General features: G+C 42.1%; 12 protein-coding genes and 1 other RNA gene. 4 read left to right on the top strand and 9 right to left on the bottom strand.

The window, feature by feature from the left end:
* Window positions 1-2: 2 nt before the first annotated feature.
* From H8B21_RS18770 to dprA, 4 genes are all read right to left on the bottom strand, one after another.
* Complete coding sequence (locus H8B21_RS18770) at window positions 3-1,862, bottom strand: DNA topoisomerase IV subunit B (protein ID WP_190315376.1); 1,860 nt, start codon at window positions 1,860-1,862, stop codon at window positions 3-5.
* A gap of 446 nt (window positions 1,863-2,308) precedes the next feature.
* Complete coding sequence (accD, locus tag H8B21_RS18760; protein WP_190315375.1) at window positions 2,309-3,151, bottom strand: acetyl-CoA carboxylase, carboxyltransferase subunit beta; 843 nt, start codon at window positions 3,149-3,151, stop codon at window positions 2,309-2,311.
* Window positions 3,152-3,259: 108 nt separating this feature from the next.
* Window positions 3,260-3,357: signal recognition particle sRNA small type (gene ffs / locus H8B21_RS18755), an RNA gene on the bottom strand.
* Between the two features lie 101 nt (window positions 3,358-3,458).
* Window positions 3,459-4,550, bottom strand: coding sequence for a DNA-processing protein DprA (gene dprA / locus H8B21_RS18750; RefSeq protein ID WP_317170416.1), 1,092 nt, complete (start codon window positions 4,548-4,550; stop codon window positions 3,459-3,461).
* Between the two features lie 71 nt (window positions 4,551-4,621).
* Here dprA and H8B21_RS18745 point away from each other — a divergent pair, with 71 nt between their 5' ends.
* Entirely contained in the window at window positions 4,622-4,864 is a 243-nt protein-coding gene (locus H8B21_RS18745; RefSeq protein WP_190315373.1) for a hypothetical protein, read from the top strand.
* 10 nt (window positions 4,865-4,874) lie between these two features.
* Here the strand turns inward: H8B21_RS18745 and rsmG are convergent, their stop codons facing one another.
* Together rsmG and H8B21_RS18735 are read right to left on the bottom strand one after the other, a co-directional pair.
* Window positions 4,875-5,510 (bottom strand): 16S rRNA (guanine(527)-N(7))-methyltransferase RsmG, encoded by a 636-nt coding sequence (gene rsmG / locus H8B21_RS18740; protein WP_190315431.1) that lies wholly within the window; start codon window positions 5,508-5,510, stop codon window positions 4,875-4,877.
* A gap of 8 nt (window positions 5,511-5,518) precedes the next feature.
* Window positions 5,519-6,661 carry a glycosyltransferase gene (locus H8B21_RS18735; protein WP_190315372.1) on the bottom strand — a complete coding sequence of 381 codons (1,143 nt, stop codon included), beginning with the start codon at window positions 6,659-6,661 and terminating at the stop codon, window positions 5,519-5,521.
* A 147-nt stretch (window positions 6,662-6,808) separates the two neighbouring features.
* Here H8B21_RS18735 and tgt point away from each other — a divergent pair, with 147 nt between their 5' ends.
* The 3 genes from tgt to H8B21_RS18720 are packed head-to-tail and all read left to right on the top strand — an operon-like array spanning window position 6,809 to window position 9,924.
* Entirely contained in the window at window positions 6,809-7,939 is a 1,131-nt protein-coding gene (gene tgt, locus H8B21_RS18730) for a tRNA guanosine(34) transglycosylase Tgt (RefSeq protein ID WP_190315371.1), read from the top strand.
* Between the two features lie 3 nt (window positions 7,940-7,942).
* Window positions 7,943-9,025, top strand: a complete 1,083-nt coding sequence (locus tag H8B21_RS18725; protein ID WP_190315370.1) for an LptF/LptG family permease — start codon at window positions 7,943-7,945, stop codon at window positions 9,023-9,025.
* Window positions 9,022-9,924 (top strand): DMT family transporter, encoded by a 903-nt coding sequence (locus tag H8B21_RS18720; protein ID WP_190315430.1) that lies wholly within the window; start codon window positions 9,022-9,024, stop codon window positions 9,922-9,924. The genes H8B21_RS18725 and H8B21_RS18720 overlap by 4 nt, the downstream gene beginning before the upstream one ends.
* 51 nt (window positions 9,925-9,975) lie before the next feature.
* Here H8B21_RS18720 and H8B21_RS18715 read toward each other — a convergent pair whose 3' ends face one another.
* From H8B21_RS18715 to H8B21_RS18705, 3 genes are all read right to left on the bottom strand, one after another.
* Window positions 9,976-11,442 carry a glutamate synthase subunit beta gene (locus H8B21_RS18715; RefSeq protein ID WP_190315369.1) on the bottom strand — a complete coding sequence of 489 codons (1,467 nt, stop codon included), beginning with the start codon at window positions 11,440-11,442 and terminating at the stop codon, window positions 9,976-9,978.
* A gap of 21 nt (window positions 11,443-11,463) precedes the next feature.
* A complete protein-coding gene (gene gltB, locus H8B21_RS18710; RefSeq protein ID WP_190315368.1) occupies window positions 11,464-15,978 on the bottom strand; it encodes a glutamate synthase large subunit in 4,515 nt (1,504 codons plus the stop codon).
* A 475-nt stretch (window positions 15,979-16,453) separates the two neighbouring features.
* Window positions 16,454-17,587: an ATP-binding protein gene (locus tag H8B21_RS18705; protein WP_190315367.1), complete on the bottom strand. Its 1,134-nt coding sequence runs from the start codon at window positions 17,585-17,587 to the stop codon at window positions 16,454-16,456.
* Between the last annotated feature and the right edge of the window lie 263 nt (window positions 17,588-17,850).

Here is a 17,850-nt window from a genome sequence, read left to right as displayed (position 1 = left end):
TTTTAGGAGGCAACGGCGGCTTTAGCAAGTTCTTCCTCCAGGTCGATTTCAATACGTAGATTTTCCACGATATGTTTCTGTCTGTCTGGTGTATTCTTACCCATATAATATTCTAGCAATTGCGGAAGTCTATTATCTTTCGAAAGAATGACAGGATCTAAACGCATATCTTTGCCGATGAAAAGCCCAAATTCGGAAGGAGAGATTTCACCTAAACCTTTGAAGCGAGTTATCTCAGGTTTGCCCCCTAGTTTAGCAATAGCACGTTGGCGTTCCTCATCCGAATAACAATAGATCGTTTCTTTTTTATTCCGCACACGGAATAGTGGGGTTTGCAGGATAGACACGTGTCCGGCCTTCACCAGATCCGGAAAAAATTGTAAAAAGAAAGTAAGCAACAGCAAGCGGATGTGCATACCATCCACATCAGCATCTGTTGCGATAACGATATTGTTATAACGCAGCCCGTCAAGGCCATCTTCTATATTCAACGCATGTTGCAACAAATTAAACTCTTCGTTCTCATAGACTATTTTCTTCGACATGCCATAGGAATTCAATGGTTTACCTTTCAAGCTGAACACCGCTTGGGTCTGTACATCACGTGATTTGGTGATCGATCCACTAGCCGAGTCTCCTTCGGTGATGAACAATGTCGTTTCTAGGTTACGTTCGTTTTTATCATTGAAATGGATTTTGCAGTCACGCAATTTCCGATTGTGCAAAGATGCTTTTTTTGCACGCTCATTTGCAAGCTTCTTAATGCCAGCAATGTCTTTTCGTTCGCGTTCTGATTGTAAGATACGCTTAAGCAAAGCGTCGGCTGTAGCCGAGTTTTTATGCAAATAATCATCCAGCGCCTTTTTAACGAAATCGTTGATAAAAGTACGTACAGTCGGGCCTTCAGGGCCGATACTTTGTGATCCGAGTTTTGTTTTTGTTTGCGATTCAAAAACAGGTTCCTGTACTTTGATTGCAATCGCGGCGATAATAGACGAACGTATATCTGCTGCATCGAATTCTTTTTTATAAAATTCCCGGATTGTTTTTACAACGGCTTCGCGAAATGCTGCTTGGTGTGTGCCCCCTTGCGTAGTGTGTTGCCCATTGACAAAAGAATAATATTCTTCACCATATTGCTGACCGTGTGTCAGTGCAATTTCGATATCCTCTCCTCTTAGATGGATGATCGGATAACGCATGGATTCTGCATCAATATTACGCTCAAGCAAGTCTTTTAGTCCATTTTCAGAAATAAACTTTTGCCCATTGAAATTGATGGCCAGCCCGGAGTTAAGAAACACATAATTCCATATCATGTTTTCTACAAACTCCATTCGGAATTTGTAATTTCGGAAAATTGTTTCGTCCGGATAGAAGCTTGTCGCCGTGCCGTTACGTTGCGTGGTTTCTTTTTGCTCGTCATTCACTAATTCGCCACGCTGAAACTGTGCAATACGGGTTACCCCTTGACGATATGATTGTACGGTAAATTGGTCGGAAAGCGCGTTGACGGCTTTCGTACCGACACCGTTTAGACCTACAGATTTTTGGAATGCCTTGCTATCGTATTTACCCCCGGTGTTGATTTTAGAGACAACATCCACTACTGACCCAATAGGAATTCCGCGGCCGTAATCACGTACCGCTACTTTATTGTCGTGTACAGTAATGTCGATCGTTTTGCCGGCGCCCATCACGAATTCGTCTATGGAGTTGTCGACAATCTCCTTTAACAATACGTAGATTCCATCGTCATAAGCAGAACCATCTCCCAATTTCCCGATATACATACCCGGGCGTAGACGGATATGTTCTTTCCAATCTAAGGAACGTATACTGTCTTCGTTATATGTCGTCATACGGTTTGTTTAAGTTTTCTTTGCTAACAAAAATAGGAAAAAGATTAGATAATTTCGGCAAGCTCTTTGCCTTATCCTTATTGTAGGAAAAGTTATGAAAGGAAAAATCGTCGTAAGCAAATTTTGGACAAATATCTTTTCGGGGAGAAGGGCGGTTGCGATTGTTATCTTTCCCTTTATATTTTTATTGGATCAGCGTTATAGGCAAGATAGGTATTTATTAAACCACGAAAATATACATATTAGGCAGGCAGCGGAGATGTTAGTTGTCCCTTTCTATATATGGTACGGTATCGAATTTTTGATACGCTACTTACAATACAAAAAATTTCGGCAAGCTTACCTTAATATTTCTTTTGAGCGGGAAGCCTACCGAAATGAAAAAAATCTGCATTATTTAAAAAACCGTAAATTATGGGCTTTTAGGAAATATGTTTAGTTGTCGTTTATTTCACTAATCGTAAATAACTTGCGACCTTCTTTTTAAGATTCCGGCGATCTACAATAAAATCTAGAAAGCCGTGTTCTAAAACAAATTCAGATGTCTGAAAACCTTTAGGTAAATCCTTTTTTATGGTTTCTTTGATAACACGAGGGCCTGCAAATCCGATCAATGCACCCGGTTCAGCAATGTTGATATCTCCCAACATGGCATAGGAAGCCGTTACACCACCTGTAGTCGGATCGGTTAATAAACAAACATAAGGTATTTTAGCCTGTGCTAACAACGCCAGTTTCGCCGATGTCTTTGCCATCTGCATTAGGGAGAAAGCAGCTTCCATCATACGCGCGCCGCCCGATTTGGAAATCAACATGAAAGGAATTTTATGCGCAATACAGTAATCGATAGCGCGGGCGATTTTCTCACCAACTACCGAGCCCATGGAACCACCAATAAAAGTGAAATCCATACAAGCAATCACGATATCTTGACCTTCCATTTTACCATGTGCACATCGGATAGCATCTTTTAATCCGGTTTTCGCCTGGCTATCGGCTAGTCGAACAGGATAAGGTTTTGTATCGGAAAATTGAAGCGGGTCACCTGACGTTAAGTTTTCAAATAGCTCTGTGTATTTGTTGTCATCGAAAAGGACAGAGAAATAGGCAGCAGAACCGATACGGATATGATAATCACAATACTGACAAACGTATTGGTTTTCAATTTGTTCACTGTTCAATAGCGGCTTTTTGCAATTCGGACATTTATTCCACATGCCATCAGGCGCTTCCTTTTTATTTTCGGTTGCAGTATTGATACCTGCCTTGTTTCTTTTAAACCAACTCATAAGATCACGATAATTCGGACTACAAATAAACGAAAAAAAATATAAAAAAGCGTGTGAGAACGGGACGGATTATGAAAGTGATAGAGCGTGTGAGGTTTATAAAATAAAAATAGGCAAGCTACTCCTATCGCACCGCTCAACCTAATACCCTTGCTTTGTTCCCAACCTGGGGGAGTCAAAGGGAGCTGGTCGTAGGAGACTTGCCTGCGACAAAAGTAGTAAAAAAATAGTTCTTTGGAAAACTTTTTATGTTACTTTGCTTAGGCGCTTGATTGTCAGTTAAAAATAATGTCGTTCGATAAGCACTTTAAAGTATCTTGTACGTTTTTCCTGGTAAAGATAGAAGTATACCGTTCATTTCCATTTCCAGAAGTATCATCGCTAATTTGCTCGTGGGCCAATCTAGGTATAGCGCTATTTCGTCAACGCGAGCCTGTTCCTTTTCATATAAGAAATTGTACACCCGTTGTTCATCTTTGCTAAGACTATTTGTTAATAGCGGAAGTTGTAATACCTCTGGTTTAGGCTTAGGACGCTCCCATCCCATCAAGTAAATCAAGTCATTTGCGTGGCGAATAAGGTGGGCACGGTGCGTTTTAATCAGATAATTACAGCCGGCAGAATATTCCTGGTCTATACCTCCAGGGAAAGCGCACACATCCCTATTATAGCTATTAGCAATCTCGGCAGTAATCAGTGCACCGCCTTTCTTTGCAGCTTCCACAACAATGGTCACGTCGGCCAACCCGGCGATGATCCGGTTTCTTGCCGGGAAATTATTGCGATCAGGAATGGTGCTAGATGGATATTCGGTAAGCAAACCTCCTTCTTCCAGCATGCGGGAGGCAATATCCCGATGTGCAAATGGGTATATCCTATCCAGTCCATGCCCCAGGACACCGATAGTAGGAATATTGTGCTTAAGCGCCAGCCGATGTGCTTGCACATCGATGCCATAAGCTAAACCACTCACAATTTGTATGTTGTATTCCTGTAAAGTGGAAACCAGCTCTTCGCAAAGACGTTTTCCATAAGCTGTTGCATTCCTAGTGCCCACAATACTGACACATCGATGGGGATTTAAATCGGCTGCACCCTTGTAATAAAGTAAGAGCGGAGCGTCTTCGCACTGCTTTAGACGACGCGGATATTTTGCTTCCTCGATCCAAAGAATTTCAATATTGTGCTTTTCAATAAAAGCCAGTTCTTGTTCGGCTTCACGTAGATAATTCTTCGAGAGGATAGATTCAACTGTTGCGTTCCCGATATTGGGAATTGAAAGTAATTGCTTTTTGCTGGCCTCGAAAATATTATCAACTGAACCGCAGTGAGTTAATAGGGCGCGCGCTGTCTTAGCGCCAACACCTTTGATCTTTGTAAGTGCTATTTGTTTGAGCATGGTCATAATTCAGAAACCTAAAGATAAGAAATTTATATAAAAACCCTAACTTTGATTAAAAATTAACAAGCATGGAATTACAAGGAGCGCAAGAACCATTTGATATAGAGATCGGAAACTTCATATATTCCGTCTTTCCAGAGGAAAAAGATGTTTATCTTGTTTTCAAAGAGGGAAAAGAATACGTTAAGATTGTAAAAGATACAGACACCTCCTGGCTAAAGTTGAATCCCGAAACTGAACTGCCCATGTTTGGGATGGACGAGGAAGTGAATCTTATTGGGCAACAGATAGATGAAGAATTAAAAGGGTAAATTACGCACCCTACATCGGCACATATACCACATATTTCGTATCAAAGAAATCCTCTTTAAAATAGGAAGATAAGGCATGCAGTTCTGCTTTTAGCCGCGATTCTTTAATTTCGTCCCGAAGATCGCCTCCTTTCAAATAAAGGATTCCGTTTGGAAGACCGTTTCGATCCTGCTTTGCAAATTTGTTCCGAACCCACGGCGCAAACTCGCCCAAACGAGTTACTGCTCGTGATACTATAAAATCATATTTATAATCCAATTGCTCTGCACGGATATGGTCAGCCTCTACGTTTTCTAGGCCGAGAGCCTCTGCCACTTCACGTACGACTTTAATTTTTTTTCCGATAGAATCGACGAGATGAAATTGTACCTCTGGAAAAAGGATGGCTAACGGTATACCTGGAAAACCACCTCCGGTTCCAACATCCAATATCTTAGTACCCGGTGTGAACTCCGGCATAAATTTGGCGATACCGAGTGAATGCAGTACATGCTTTAAATAAAGACTATCGATATCTTTTCTCGAAATGACGTTGATCTGGTCATTCCAGAATGGATATACCTCAGCCAATTGTGCAAATTGTTGTTTTTGTCTTTCCGTTAAACCGGGGAAATATTTGTAGATAATATCGACAGTTGGATTCATGTTGTTCATCACCATGATGTTTGTTTTTTGCCGCGGTTAAACAAACCGTTGATGCAAATATAAAAATAATACAAAACGTCAAGCAGCGGAAGCCAGATAAGCAAGTCCCGAACAACTAGTTTCGTGTATATACGGTTAAAAATAAAGAGTTGACTAAGCAAGCGCACACTATATATACCTAGTGGAATATACCATAAGCTAGGATATAGGACGAAAGACACGATCAGCATCAGGTAAAACAATAAAGCAGATAACAATTGTGTTGCAAGCATGCGCTTATGTTTGCTTTTATATAGTGTAGAAGCACCGGAATGACGTGCTTTTTGTTTATAATAGCTTTTCCACGTTGTCTTAGGAACGGATAGTATGTGCGCGTCGCGATGTATAGCGATGTTCACGTTTGTGTTGGTTGCATTGTGATTTACAAACAGATCATCATCTCCCGATTTGATATGCATATGCTTATTAAAACCTTTGCCTTTGTAAAAGAGAGACTTTGTATATGCCAAATTGCGACCAACCCCCATATATGCGTTTCCCTTTAAAGCATAAGACAAATAACTCATTGCCGTATGGGTTGTTTCAAATCGAATCAATTTATTCAGAAACCCGTTTTGTTTGAAATAAGGAGAGTAGCCCAGAACAATTTCTTTTTCAGACGAGAAAGCTCCCGTCATTTCGGCGAGCCAGAAAGGACTTGCCGGTTGACAGTCCGCATCCGTGAAAATGAGGTGTTCATGCGCTGCAGCCTTGATACCCATGGTGAGCGCGAATTTTTTCGTGTGTTTTAAGCGGATATGTTCTTTGATTTCCACGATCTTTAATCGTTCGGGATATCTGGAAGAAAATTCTTTGAGGATCCATTTTGTGTCGTCATCCGAACAATCATCAACCAATACTACCTCGAATAGAGGATAATCCTGCTTCAGTATTTGGGGAAGAAACGATTTTAAGTTCTCCTCCTCGTTGTGCGCACATATAACAACACTTACCGGAGGTTGCTGCGAAGTCTCGCGGAAAGATTTTATCGAATAAAAGGCTAATTTTCCATATACAAAATAGATATAGCAGAGTTGGATAAGTAACAAAATACCCAATACCCCTATAGGTGTATACGGAAGATAAGATAACAGTTGTTCCAATAGTGTCATACAGTGCAGCAAAGATACGGTGTCTACAAAGATAAATAGTGAAAAAGTTAAGTTTTATTAAGATTTTGGCATGCACTCGTTTCCTCTCGATTTTTATCCTATTTTTGCATTGATTTTGCTCAAAAGGGCACGAGGGATATTATAAATATGAAATTTACGCTTCAGGCAAAGGATATAGCATCTAAGGCACGAGCCGGTGTCCTAGAAACTGCACACGGAAATATTCAGACACCTATTTTCATGCCTGTTGGTACAGCAGGGACGGTGAAGGCTGTTCACCAGCACGAACTGGTGGAGGATATCCAGGCGCAGATTATTCTAGGAAATACGTATCACTTGTACTTACGTCCGGGTTTGGATGTTCTGCATAAAGCAGGTGGTTTGCATAAATTTAACCATTGGGATGGGCCTATACTGACGGATTCCGGCGGATATCAAGTGTATTCGCTGACGGAGGTACGTAAGATCAGAGAAGAAGGGGTGACTTTTCGTTCACATATTGATGGTTCGAAGCATCTCTTTACACCGGAAAATGTGATGGACACACAGCGTGTTATTGGGGCAGACATCATCATGGCTTTTGATGAATGTACACCCTATCCCTGTGAATACAGTTATGCTCGAAAATCGTTGGACATGACCCATCGCTGGTTAAAGCGCTGCGTAGACCGGTTTGACGGCACCGAACCGTTGTATGGATATGAGCAAACGCTCTTTCCAATCGTTCAAGGATCGGTATATAAAGATTTACGGGAAAAATCGGCGGAAGTGATAGCGTCTTTCAATCGGGATGGTAATGCTATCGGCGGGCTTTCGGTCGGCGAGCCAGCAGAAGAGATGTATGCCATGACGGAAGTCGTGACCAACATCTTGCCACAAGATAAACCCCGCTACCTCATGGGTGTCGGTACACCGATTAATATCCTCGAAAATATTGCGCTAGGTATCGATATGTTCGATTGTGTCATGCCCACAAGGAACGCGCGTAATGGTATGCTGTTCACGCAGAATGGTATTATCAATATTAAAAATGAAAAATGGAAAGACGACTTTTCGCCTATTGAAGCAGAAAGCGATTTGTTGGTCGATCAGATACATACAAAAGCTTATCTTCGTCATTTAATTAAGTCGCAAGAGATTTTAGGTGCGCAGATCGCATCGCTGCATAACCTTCATTTTTACTTATGGCTCGTAAAACAAGCCCGAGAGAAAATTATCGAGGGTACGTTTTATGACTGGAAAGAAAAGATGGTAAAAGTTTTAGGGCAAAGGTTGTAGAACATGAACATCATTGACCGCTATATCATAAAAAAATACCTGAGCACTTTCGTGTTCACGGTAGGTATTTTTATTGTCGTGATTGTCGTTTTTGATGTTTCGGAGAAACTGGATGACTTCTTAAAATATAAAGCGCCGATGTCCAAGGTATTTCTGGAATACTATGCGCTGGGTAGCATCCCTTTTTTCTTGAATATGTTGACACCGCTCATCAATTTCATCGCGGTGATTTTCTTTACCTCCAAGATGGCAGATCAAACGGAAGTCGTGCCTATTTTGAGTGGAGGAATGAGCTTTAACCGTTTTCTGCGACCCTATATGATCGCGGCGAGCATTATCTTTCTATTTACATTGGTATCGAATATCTGGATTATTCCCTATACTAATAAGATTAAGGTGAATTTTGAAAATGTCTATGTAAAGCCGCATAAGATTAGCACATCCACGATGTCTACGCATATGCAGATTGATTCCAATACGTACGTGTACATCGACAATTTTGATACGAAGCGAAATATAGGTTATAATTTCTCCATGGAGAAATTTGACGGCGACCAACTCACGGAGAAGCTGATGGCACAAAGTATCACGTGGGATTCCGTCGCTACAAAATGGAAAATAAAAGACTATACGGTGCGGAGTATTGATGGCTTGAAAGAGACAATGGAGAAAGGGGTAGATCGGGATACAACATTAGATATGCTACCTAGGGACTTCGAAACTTACGACAACGTATTTACCGCGATGGATACCAGGGAATTAAACCAGCGTATTGCAAAAGAAGAAACCCGAGGAACGGGTATGATGACCGATTTATTATTGGAAAAATATAAACGTTATATTGGGCCTTTTTCAGCTTATATTTTGACGTTAATGGGCGTATCACTGTCGTCTAAAAAAGTTCGTGGAGGTATCGGCTTGAGCTTGGGTATTGGTATAGCCCTGAGTTTTACGTTTCTCGTCCTGGTACAATTCTCAACGATGTTTTCCTTAAAAGGAGGACTACCACCGTTGATCGCGATCCTGATTCCAAATGTGTTGTTTTTGGTACTGGCATTCTGGTTAAAATATAAAGCGCCGAAATAGTGAAAAATAAAAATGTCCTTATCCTGCATTTCACGGTGTTGATTTGGGGATTTACAGGGGTATTAGGAGGTTTGCTATCTATATCGGCAGTCCATTTGGTATGGTATCGGGTTTTGATCGCGGCGCTTACCCTTTTTATTTATTTTATCTTCAAAGGTAAATCCATACATGTTACGAAGGAAAAGCTGATACAGTTTTTTATGGTCGGTGGTATTGTCGGTGTGCATTGGGTATTGTTTTTCCATTCCATCAAGATTTCCACGGTGTCTGTTACATTGGTAACACTATCTTCATTGACGCTATTTACCTCCATTTTGGAGCCCATTATTAATAAAACAAAAATATCCAAAGCAGATGTAGCCATAGGTTTGATTATCATATTGGGTATCTATCTTATTTTTAAATTCGAGTTTCAGTATGTATGGGGCATAATATTCGGGCTGGGAGCAGCCTTGTGCGCTAGTATTTTTTCTATCCTCAATGCTCGTATGGTCAAAAAGACCAGTCCTACGGTCATTACGTTTTATGAAATGCTGGGTGCATTTTTCTGGGTATCGGTTATTATGTTGTTTATGGGTGATTTCAACGAGAAAATGTGGTTACAGGATACCGATTGGGCTTACATTTTATTGCTTGGTGTAGTCTGCACGGCAGTAGCCTATGTACTAGGCGTTGCGGTGATGAAGGAATTGAGTGCTTTTACGGTTGCCCTGACTACGAACATGGAGCCTATATATGGTATCGTTCTGGCTATACTCATTTTTGGACAACAGGAAACGATGAGCTTAGGTTTTTATATAGGAGCCGTTGTTATTTTAGGGGCTGTATTTGTGTATCCTTATGTGAAAGTGAAAATTGAAAATAGAGAGAAAAGATTGATTAATCGGAAGTTGCATTGATAAAGAGAAAAAGTCGGACATTTTCCGGCTTTTTCTCTTTCTATATATAACCTAAGCGTATGAAACTGCTTTGTCCTTGCACTCCAATTCGGAGTATCCCATTAGGAATTCATCTACTTTTCTAGCACATTCGCGACCTTCGGAGATAGCCCAAACTACAAGGGACTGACCGCGGCGCATATCACCTGCTACAAATACCTTGTCAGCAGACGATTTATATTCGCCTTCTTGCGCTTCTACATTACCTCGTCCATCAAGCTTCACACCGAGTTGTTGTAATAAACCCTCATGTTGCGGGTGAAGGAATCCCATGGCCAATGTGACCAATTCGCAAGGGATTTCCCGTTCGGAGCCTTCTACTTCCTTAAATTTGGTTGGTCTTCCCAAAGCGTCAGTTTCCCATTCTAAATCAACAATCAACGCAGCACGTAAGTGCCCTTTATCGTCTCCCAAGAATGCTTTCGTGCTGACGCCCCAATTACGCTGACAACCTTCCTCGTGCGATGTCGTAGTTTTCAACAACATCGGGTAAGTAGGCCAAGGCATCGCAGCCGTGCGTTCCTGTGGTGGTTGTGGCATCAATTCAAATTGGGTCACACTTTTAGCTCCGTGACGATTGGATGTACCTACACAATCGGAACCCGTATCACCACCTCCGATAACCAATACATTTTTATCGGTTGCTAAGATTTCTTCTACATCGATAGGGGAGTTGCCTACCCGTTTGTTTTGTTGTTTCAAAAATTCCATCGCGTAGTGAACCCCTTTCAATTCGCGTCCCGGAATCGGCAGATTACGTGGGATCGTTGAACCACCTGCCAATACAATGCCATCGTAATCTTGCAATTCACTGCCAGGAACATTGACGCCTACTTCTGCATTTGTTTTGAATACGATACCCGATTGCTCCATCACTTCCACACGGCGGTCGATAACTGATTTATCCAATTTGAAATCGGGAATACCGTAACGGAGTAAGCCGCCTACTTTATCATCACGCTCGTAGACTACAACATCATGACCCGCTTTGTTCAATTGTGCGGCGGCGGCAAGACCGGCAGGGCCGGAGCCCACTACTGCCACGCGCTTGCCTGTCTTGATATAGCTTTTATTCGGCTGTACGTAATTTTTCTTGAAAGCAATTTCAATGATGTGCTTCTCGATCTCTTCTATAGCGACCGGTGGTTTGTTGATGCCTAGCACACAAGCTGATTCACAGGGTGCTGGACAAATTCTTCCCGTAAATTCGGGGAAGTTATTGGTCGATACCAAGATGTTATATGCTTCCTCCCAACGGGCGTCATAAACGGCGTCGTTGAATTCTGGAATCACATTCCCCAGCGGACATCCCGAATGGCAAAAAGGAATGCCGCAATTCATACACCGTGCCGCCTGTTGATTCAGTTGGTCGTCGGTGTAGCTATGTACAAATTCTTGATAATTTTGTTTTCTGCTCTCTACAGATTCTTTCTGAGGAAGCGCTCTTTCAAATTCTAAAAATCCTGTTGGTTTTCCCATGACTACTATTTCCTCCGCTAATTAAGCTTCCACTAATTTTTTACGTAACACATTCTTGTATTCGCGCGGGAATACTTTGATAAACTTACTCTTTTCGCTTGCCCAGTTTTGCAAGATGAAATTCGCCCGCTCACTGTTGGTGAGGTGTATATGGCGCTTCAACAAAGCGATGATCTCGTTTTCATCTTCTGTATCCAACGGATCAAGGTCTACCATCTCCTGGTTACAGTTATCACGGAAGTTGCCTGCGATGTCATAAATCCAAGCGATACCGCCACTCATACCAGCAGCAAAGTTACGTCCTGTTTCGCCCAGAATTAAGGCACGCCCTCCTGTCATATATTCACAACCGTGATCGCCGATACCTTCCACGACGGCTGTAGCTCCGGAGTTTCTTACTGCAAAACGCTCGCCTGCCATACCGTTGATAAAGAGGTGACCCGATGTTGCGCCATATAAAGCAACGTTACCAATGATGATGTTCTCATGTGCTATCAACGGACTGTCATCTGTTGGGTAGATAGCAAGTTGTGCCCCCGAAAGTCCTTTGCCTACATAATCGTTGGCTTCACCTTCCAATTCAAACGAAAGCCCTTTCACGCCAAATGCACCAAACGATTGACCGGCTGAGCCTTCAAACTTGAAGTTGATGGTGTTGTCCGGTAATCCGTCTGCACCGTGTACTTTGGATATCTCATTCGATAACAATGTACCTATGGTACGATCAGTATTTTTTACTTTGAATGTGCCGAATACAGGTGTCTTTGTATCAATGGCAGGTTTAGCTTGGTTCAGTAATCCCCAATCTAAAATCATACTCATGCCATGATCCTGCTCCTGTGTGTTGTATAAACTTTCAGATGGCTCGTTTCGAGCAACATGCAATATCTGCGAGAAATCTATCTTTGCTGCTTTCCAGTGATCGATATTTTCACGTTTCTTCAGGAACTGCGCGCGGCCTACCATTTCGTTTATCGTACGGAAACCAAGCTGCGCCATTGTCTCCCGTATTTCTTCTGCAAGGAAGCGGAATAGGTTGACGATGTCTTCTGGTTTTCCGGAGAATAACTTCCGCAATTCGGGATCTTGTGTAGCGACGCCAACAGGACATGTGTTCAGATGGCATTTGCGCATCATGATACAACCACCGGCAATCAATGCTGCTGTAGCCACACCCCATTCTTCCGCACCCAATAAGGTGGCGATAACAATGTCGCGTCCGGTTTTCATTTGTCCGTCAGCTTGCAAGACCACACGGCTACGCAATTTGTTCTGTACAAGCGTTTGATGCGCTTCCGCTAGTCCTAATTCCCATGGTAAGCCAGCGTGTTTAACAGAACTCAATGGTGATGCACCCGTACCGCCATCAAATCCGGCGATTAGAATCACATCAGCATGTGCTTTTGCGACTCCCGCAGCTATCGTACCTACACCAGCCTTAGAAACCAGTTTTACGTTGATTCTCGCTTGGCGATTTGCATTTTTCAAGTCGAAAATTAATTGGGCAAGATCTTCGATAGAGTAAATATCGTGATGCGGCGGCGGAGAGATTAGTCCGACACCCGGCGTTGCATGACGTAGACGGGCAATAAATTCGTCTACTTTATGTCCCGGTAGCTGACCACCTTCACCCGGTTTTGCACCTTGTGCCATCTTTATTTGGATTTCGTCCGCTTCGGTTAGGTAGTGTGACGTCACACCAAAACGTGCAGATGCTACCTGCTTAATAGCAGAACGCATCGAATCACCGTTAGGTAACCGTTTAAAGCGGACAGCATCTTCACCACCCTCGCCTGTGTTGCTTTTCGCGCCGATACGGTTCATCGCTATTGCAAGTGTACTATGTGCTTCCGTCGAAATCGAACCCATGGACATAGCTCCTGTAGCAAAACGTTTCATGATGCTTTCTGCAGATTCTACCTCTTCCAGCGAAACAGGCGTTCTATGCTTTGCAAAATCAAGCAATCCACGCAATGTATACATCCGTTCTTTTTGGTTGTTGATTAAAGCTGCGTATTGCTTATAGGATTCGAAATCACCTGTGCGGCAAGCCTTTTGTAAAAGGTGTACCGTTTCGGGATTCCACAAATGGCGTTCCCCACGGCGTTTCCATTGGTAAACGCCTCCCTCAGGTAATAGTTTCTGTTCTACGCGCGATTGGCCGAAAGCTCTCCAATGTTTGGATAATGCTTCTGTTGCAATATCATCTAAGGTTAATCCCCCGATACGGGAAACCGAACCACAGAAATATGTATCCACCACAGATTTTTCGATTCCAAGGACTTCAAATATCTGCGCTCCGTGGTAAGATTGCAATGTCGAGATACCCATTTTTGAGAATATCTTTAACAAACCTGCACAGATAGCTTTTACGTAATTTTTCCTTAATTCTTCCCAACTCAATTCTGTTTCGATCTGTCCCAGTTCTTTCATGGTACGGATCGAAGCTAATGCCATATAAGGATTGATTGCCGTTGCTCCGAAAGCTAACAGACAAGCAAAATGGTGTACTTCCCACACATCGCCGGCTTCGACAACTAAACCTACAGCACCTCTGTTTCCTGTTTTAATAAGGTGGTGATGTACAGCAGATATCGCCAAGATCGATGGAATAGCACAGTGTTGCGAGTCAATGGCGCGATCGGAAAGAATGATGACTTCAAAACCATCACGGACGGCATCATCGGCGTATCGGCATAGTCTTTCTAGTCCGGCTTCCAATGAACCTGGCTTACCGTCTGCTTTGAAGTAAAGTTGTAACGTTTTCGCCTGGAAGATACCGGTGTCGATAGAACGTAGTTTTTCTAATTCGCTCGACGTTAGTATCGGGTGTTCTAACGTTACACAATGACAGAATTTTTTGTCTTCTACTAAAATATTCCCCGCATTACCGATGAATGTCGCTAAGCTCATCACCAAACGTTCGCGGATCGGATCGATCGGCGGATTGGTAACTTGGGCAAAGAATTGTTTGAAATAGCTGGACAGGTGTTGCGGTTGGTCGGAGAGAATTGCCAATGGTACATCCGTACCCATCGAGCCAATCGGCTCATAACCGGTCAATGCCATCGGCGTGATGATACTTTCTAAATCTTCACGTGAATAACCGAATGCCTGTTGGTATTTGAATACTGATTCTTTTTTAAGGTAAGTATATGTAACACGAGGGGCTTCCAATTCCGCCATGCGGATTTTATAGTTATCTAGCCATTCACCGTAGGGTTGTTGGCGAATAAGTTCGCCTTTGACTTCCTCGTCGGAACGGATACAGCCTTTTTCCATATCCACGACGAAAATTTTCCCAGGTTGCTGACGGCCTTTTTTTATGATTAGGCTTTCCGGTACGGGTAATGCACCCGCTTCTGAAGCCACGACCACGCGATCATCAGAGGTAATAGCAAAACGAAGCGGTCGCAAACCATTGCGATCGAGTGTTGCGCCAATGGTATTACCATCTGTGAAACACAAGGCAGCAGGGCCGTCCCACGGTTCCATTAAGGTTGCATGGTATTCATAGAATGCTCTCTTCAGTGGATCCATTTGGGTATTGCCGTCCCAGGCTTCCGGTACAAGCATGAGCATCACATGCGGCAAACTTCTTCCGCTATGTAAAAGCAATTCCACGACGTTATCCAAACAAGCCGAATCCGATTGCCCGCGATCTACTACAGGAAGCAATATCTGCATCTCTTCTTCAGTGAAATAAGGAGATGAAAGCGCCCTTGCTCCGGCATAAAACCAATTTAGGTTTCCGGTCAAGGTGTTGATTTCACCATTGTGCGCAATATTGCGGAACGGCTGTGCCAACGACCAGGAAGGGAAGGTATTCGTAGAAAAACGAGAATGCACTAATCCGAATGCCGATACAACACGTGGGTCTCTCAGATCTTCGAAATAGGTACCGACTTGATAGGTCGTTAATTGACCTTTATATACGATCGTCTTACAAGACAATGAAGCGATATATAGCGGTAATGGATATGCTTGATGTTGTTTGATTTTTTGGATAATGAGGCGCCTGAGAACGAAAAGCTTCCGTTCGAAATCCGTTGTGCCGGACACACCATCAGGGCGAGAGACAAAAAACTGAACAATCTCGGGTTCTGCGCCCAATGCCGTTGGGCCGATGCCCTCACGGTTGACAGGAACGTCGCGGAAGCCTAAAAACTTCATGCCGCGCTCTTCCGTTGCTTCCATAATGGTGTTACGACAAATCTGGTTCAACTCTTCCTCTTTAGGAAGAAAGACCATGCCCGTGCCGTAATAACCCGGCTCTTCTAATTGGATGCCAAGGTTTATACACTCTTCCCACAAAAATTCATGTGGTAATTGAATCATAATCCCAGCTCCGTCACCACTTTCAGGGTCACAACCACATGCACCCCGGTGTTCCATGTTTTCTAACATGGTTAACGCATCCTTGACTTGCTGATGCGACTTCTTGCCTTTAATGTGAGCTACAAAGCCGACACCACACGCATCACGCTCAAAGTCAGGATTATACAGCCCTTGTTCCGGTAATCTTTCGTTTGTCATTTCTCTCCTCAAAATATTTGGTTGCTAATATATGAATAAAAAATGTTTTTTGTTGTAATTTTTTTAAAAAAAATGATTTGATGTTAAGGTATTTGTAATTAAAGGTGTTTTTATTGCGGAAATCGTATTTGCTATTTGGATTCAGTCTACGGTTTTGAAAAGCAAATGATCTGTACAGTATTTTCCGACCAAAGCCTAATAGTCAATGGGTGGAAAATTTAAACAGAGTGAATCGAGATGTCAAAGGATTGATCGGAATCGATCACATGTACGAGGATTAGAGTAAGAAAATGACACCTTTTATGGAAGTTTACTTTGTGAAGGGGTGGAATTGGTAAGGTATACTTTTAATAACGGTAGTATTTCGATGGATACAATAGAAATGTTCGAATTCTAAAAATGAACTGTGTTATTTCGTTGTAGCCGACTTCGCTTTCGCCTCTCGCAAGATTAGTCCCGATTTATCGGAAAATCCTTATTTCACATCATCAACCATCATAATAAAATCCCTGAAATTATCTCGGGTGACCACCTTAACATCCGCCTGATACGTTGTAACGAAGTTTGACGGGATACTGGCTTTTGCTTTTGGATTCCATTTGAACTCAAATCCTTTGATTTTTCCATCGGACTCTTCCACATAATCTATTTCTTGTTGTTGTTTGGTGCGCCAGAAATAGGAGTTGCAGTATTGTCGGTGGTAATGATTTCGCTTGAGTCTTTCAGCCATCAGAAAATTTTCCCATAAAACCCCTACGTCGTTCCGTAGACCTATTGGATTAAAATTCTGGATCAGTGCATTGCGGATACCGTTATCATAGAAATAAAACTTTCGGTTTGTTTTGATTTCGTTACGGAGGTTGCGACTAAATGACGTCAGTGGGTAGATGATATACGAAAGTTCTAGTAAATGGATATAGCTTGAAACGGTGTTTTTGTCTACTCCTGTTAGCTGTGCAATTTCGTTATAACTGACTTCGCTTCCTACCTGAAATGCCAATGCTTGAAGGATTTTTTCCAGGATTTCAGGTTTCTTGATATTCGCGAAAGATAGGATATCTTTAAATAGGTAACTCTGCGTAATCTCGTTCAGAATCTCCCGCTCTTCGCCTGTGTTATTGATTACATCCGGATAAAAACCATAAATCAAACGGTTTTCGAGATCTCTTGCAGCATCTAAATAACCGATCGATTTTTCGTATTCTTCATAAGAAACAGGGAAAAGAAAGTACTCAAATTTTCTACCTGTAAGCGGTTCGTTCATTTGATTCCGAAGTTCAAAAGCTGATGAACCACTCATAATCAACTGTACAGCTTTGAACTGGTCATGAATAATTTTTGCTGTAAGTCCTATGTTTTCAATCCGTTGTGCCTCATCTATGAAAACAATCTTGGAATTTCCAATGATGCTCTCGATTTCCTTGGTGTTAGGATTGGTTAGCCTTTCTCTTACCAAAGGGTCATCACCATCAAGAAACAAAAAATCTGATCCTCTTAATATTTCTCTAATAAGCGTCGTTTTCCCGACCTGCCTTGCACCGATCAGTATAATCGTTTTTCCCTTAAACAATTTGCTCGAAATTGTATTTTTAATCGTTCTTTCAATCATTATTTCTCTCCCATTCACCAAAAGTAATGCTTTTTAGTGAATTAATTCACCAAAAGTAATGCTTTTTAGTGAATTAGGGGGAGTGGTACTATACTTTTTGTTCCTCGTTATTCTCTATAATTGCTCATGGAAGTGCGGATACGTAAATACAAAAATATGTACGAATTTTTGTTCTGAAATTCATTTTTATGCAGGAGTTTTGTTTGTTAGTGTTAAATCAAGTTGTGTGATAGTATAAGTGCTCTAGTAATGATATGAACATC

The organism is Sphingobacterium chuzhouense (assembly GCF_014692525.1).
Lineage (GTDB): Bacteria > Bacteroidota > Bacteroidia > Sphingobacteriales > Sphingobacteriaceae > Sphingobacterium > Sphingobacterium chuzhouense.
Note: the sequence above shows the minus strand (reverse complement) of the source record. Positions and strands in the feature narration are given on the sequence as shown.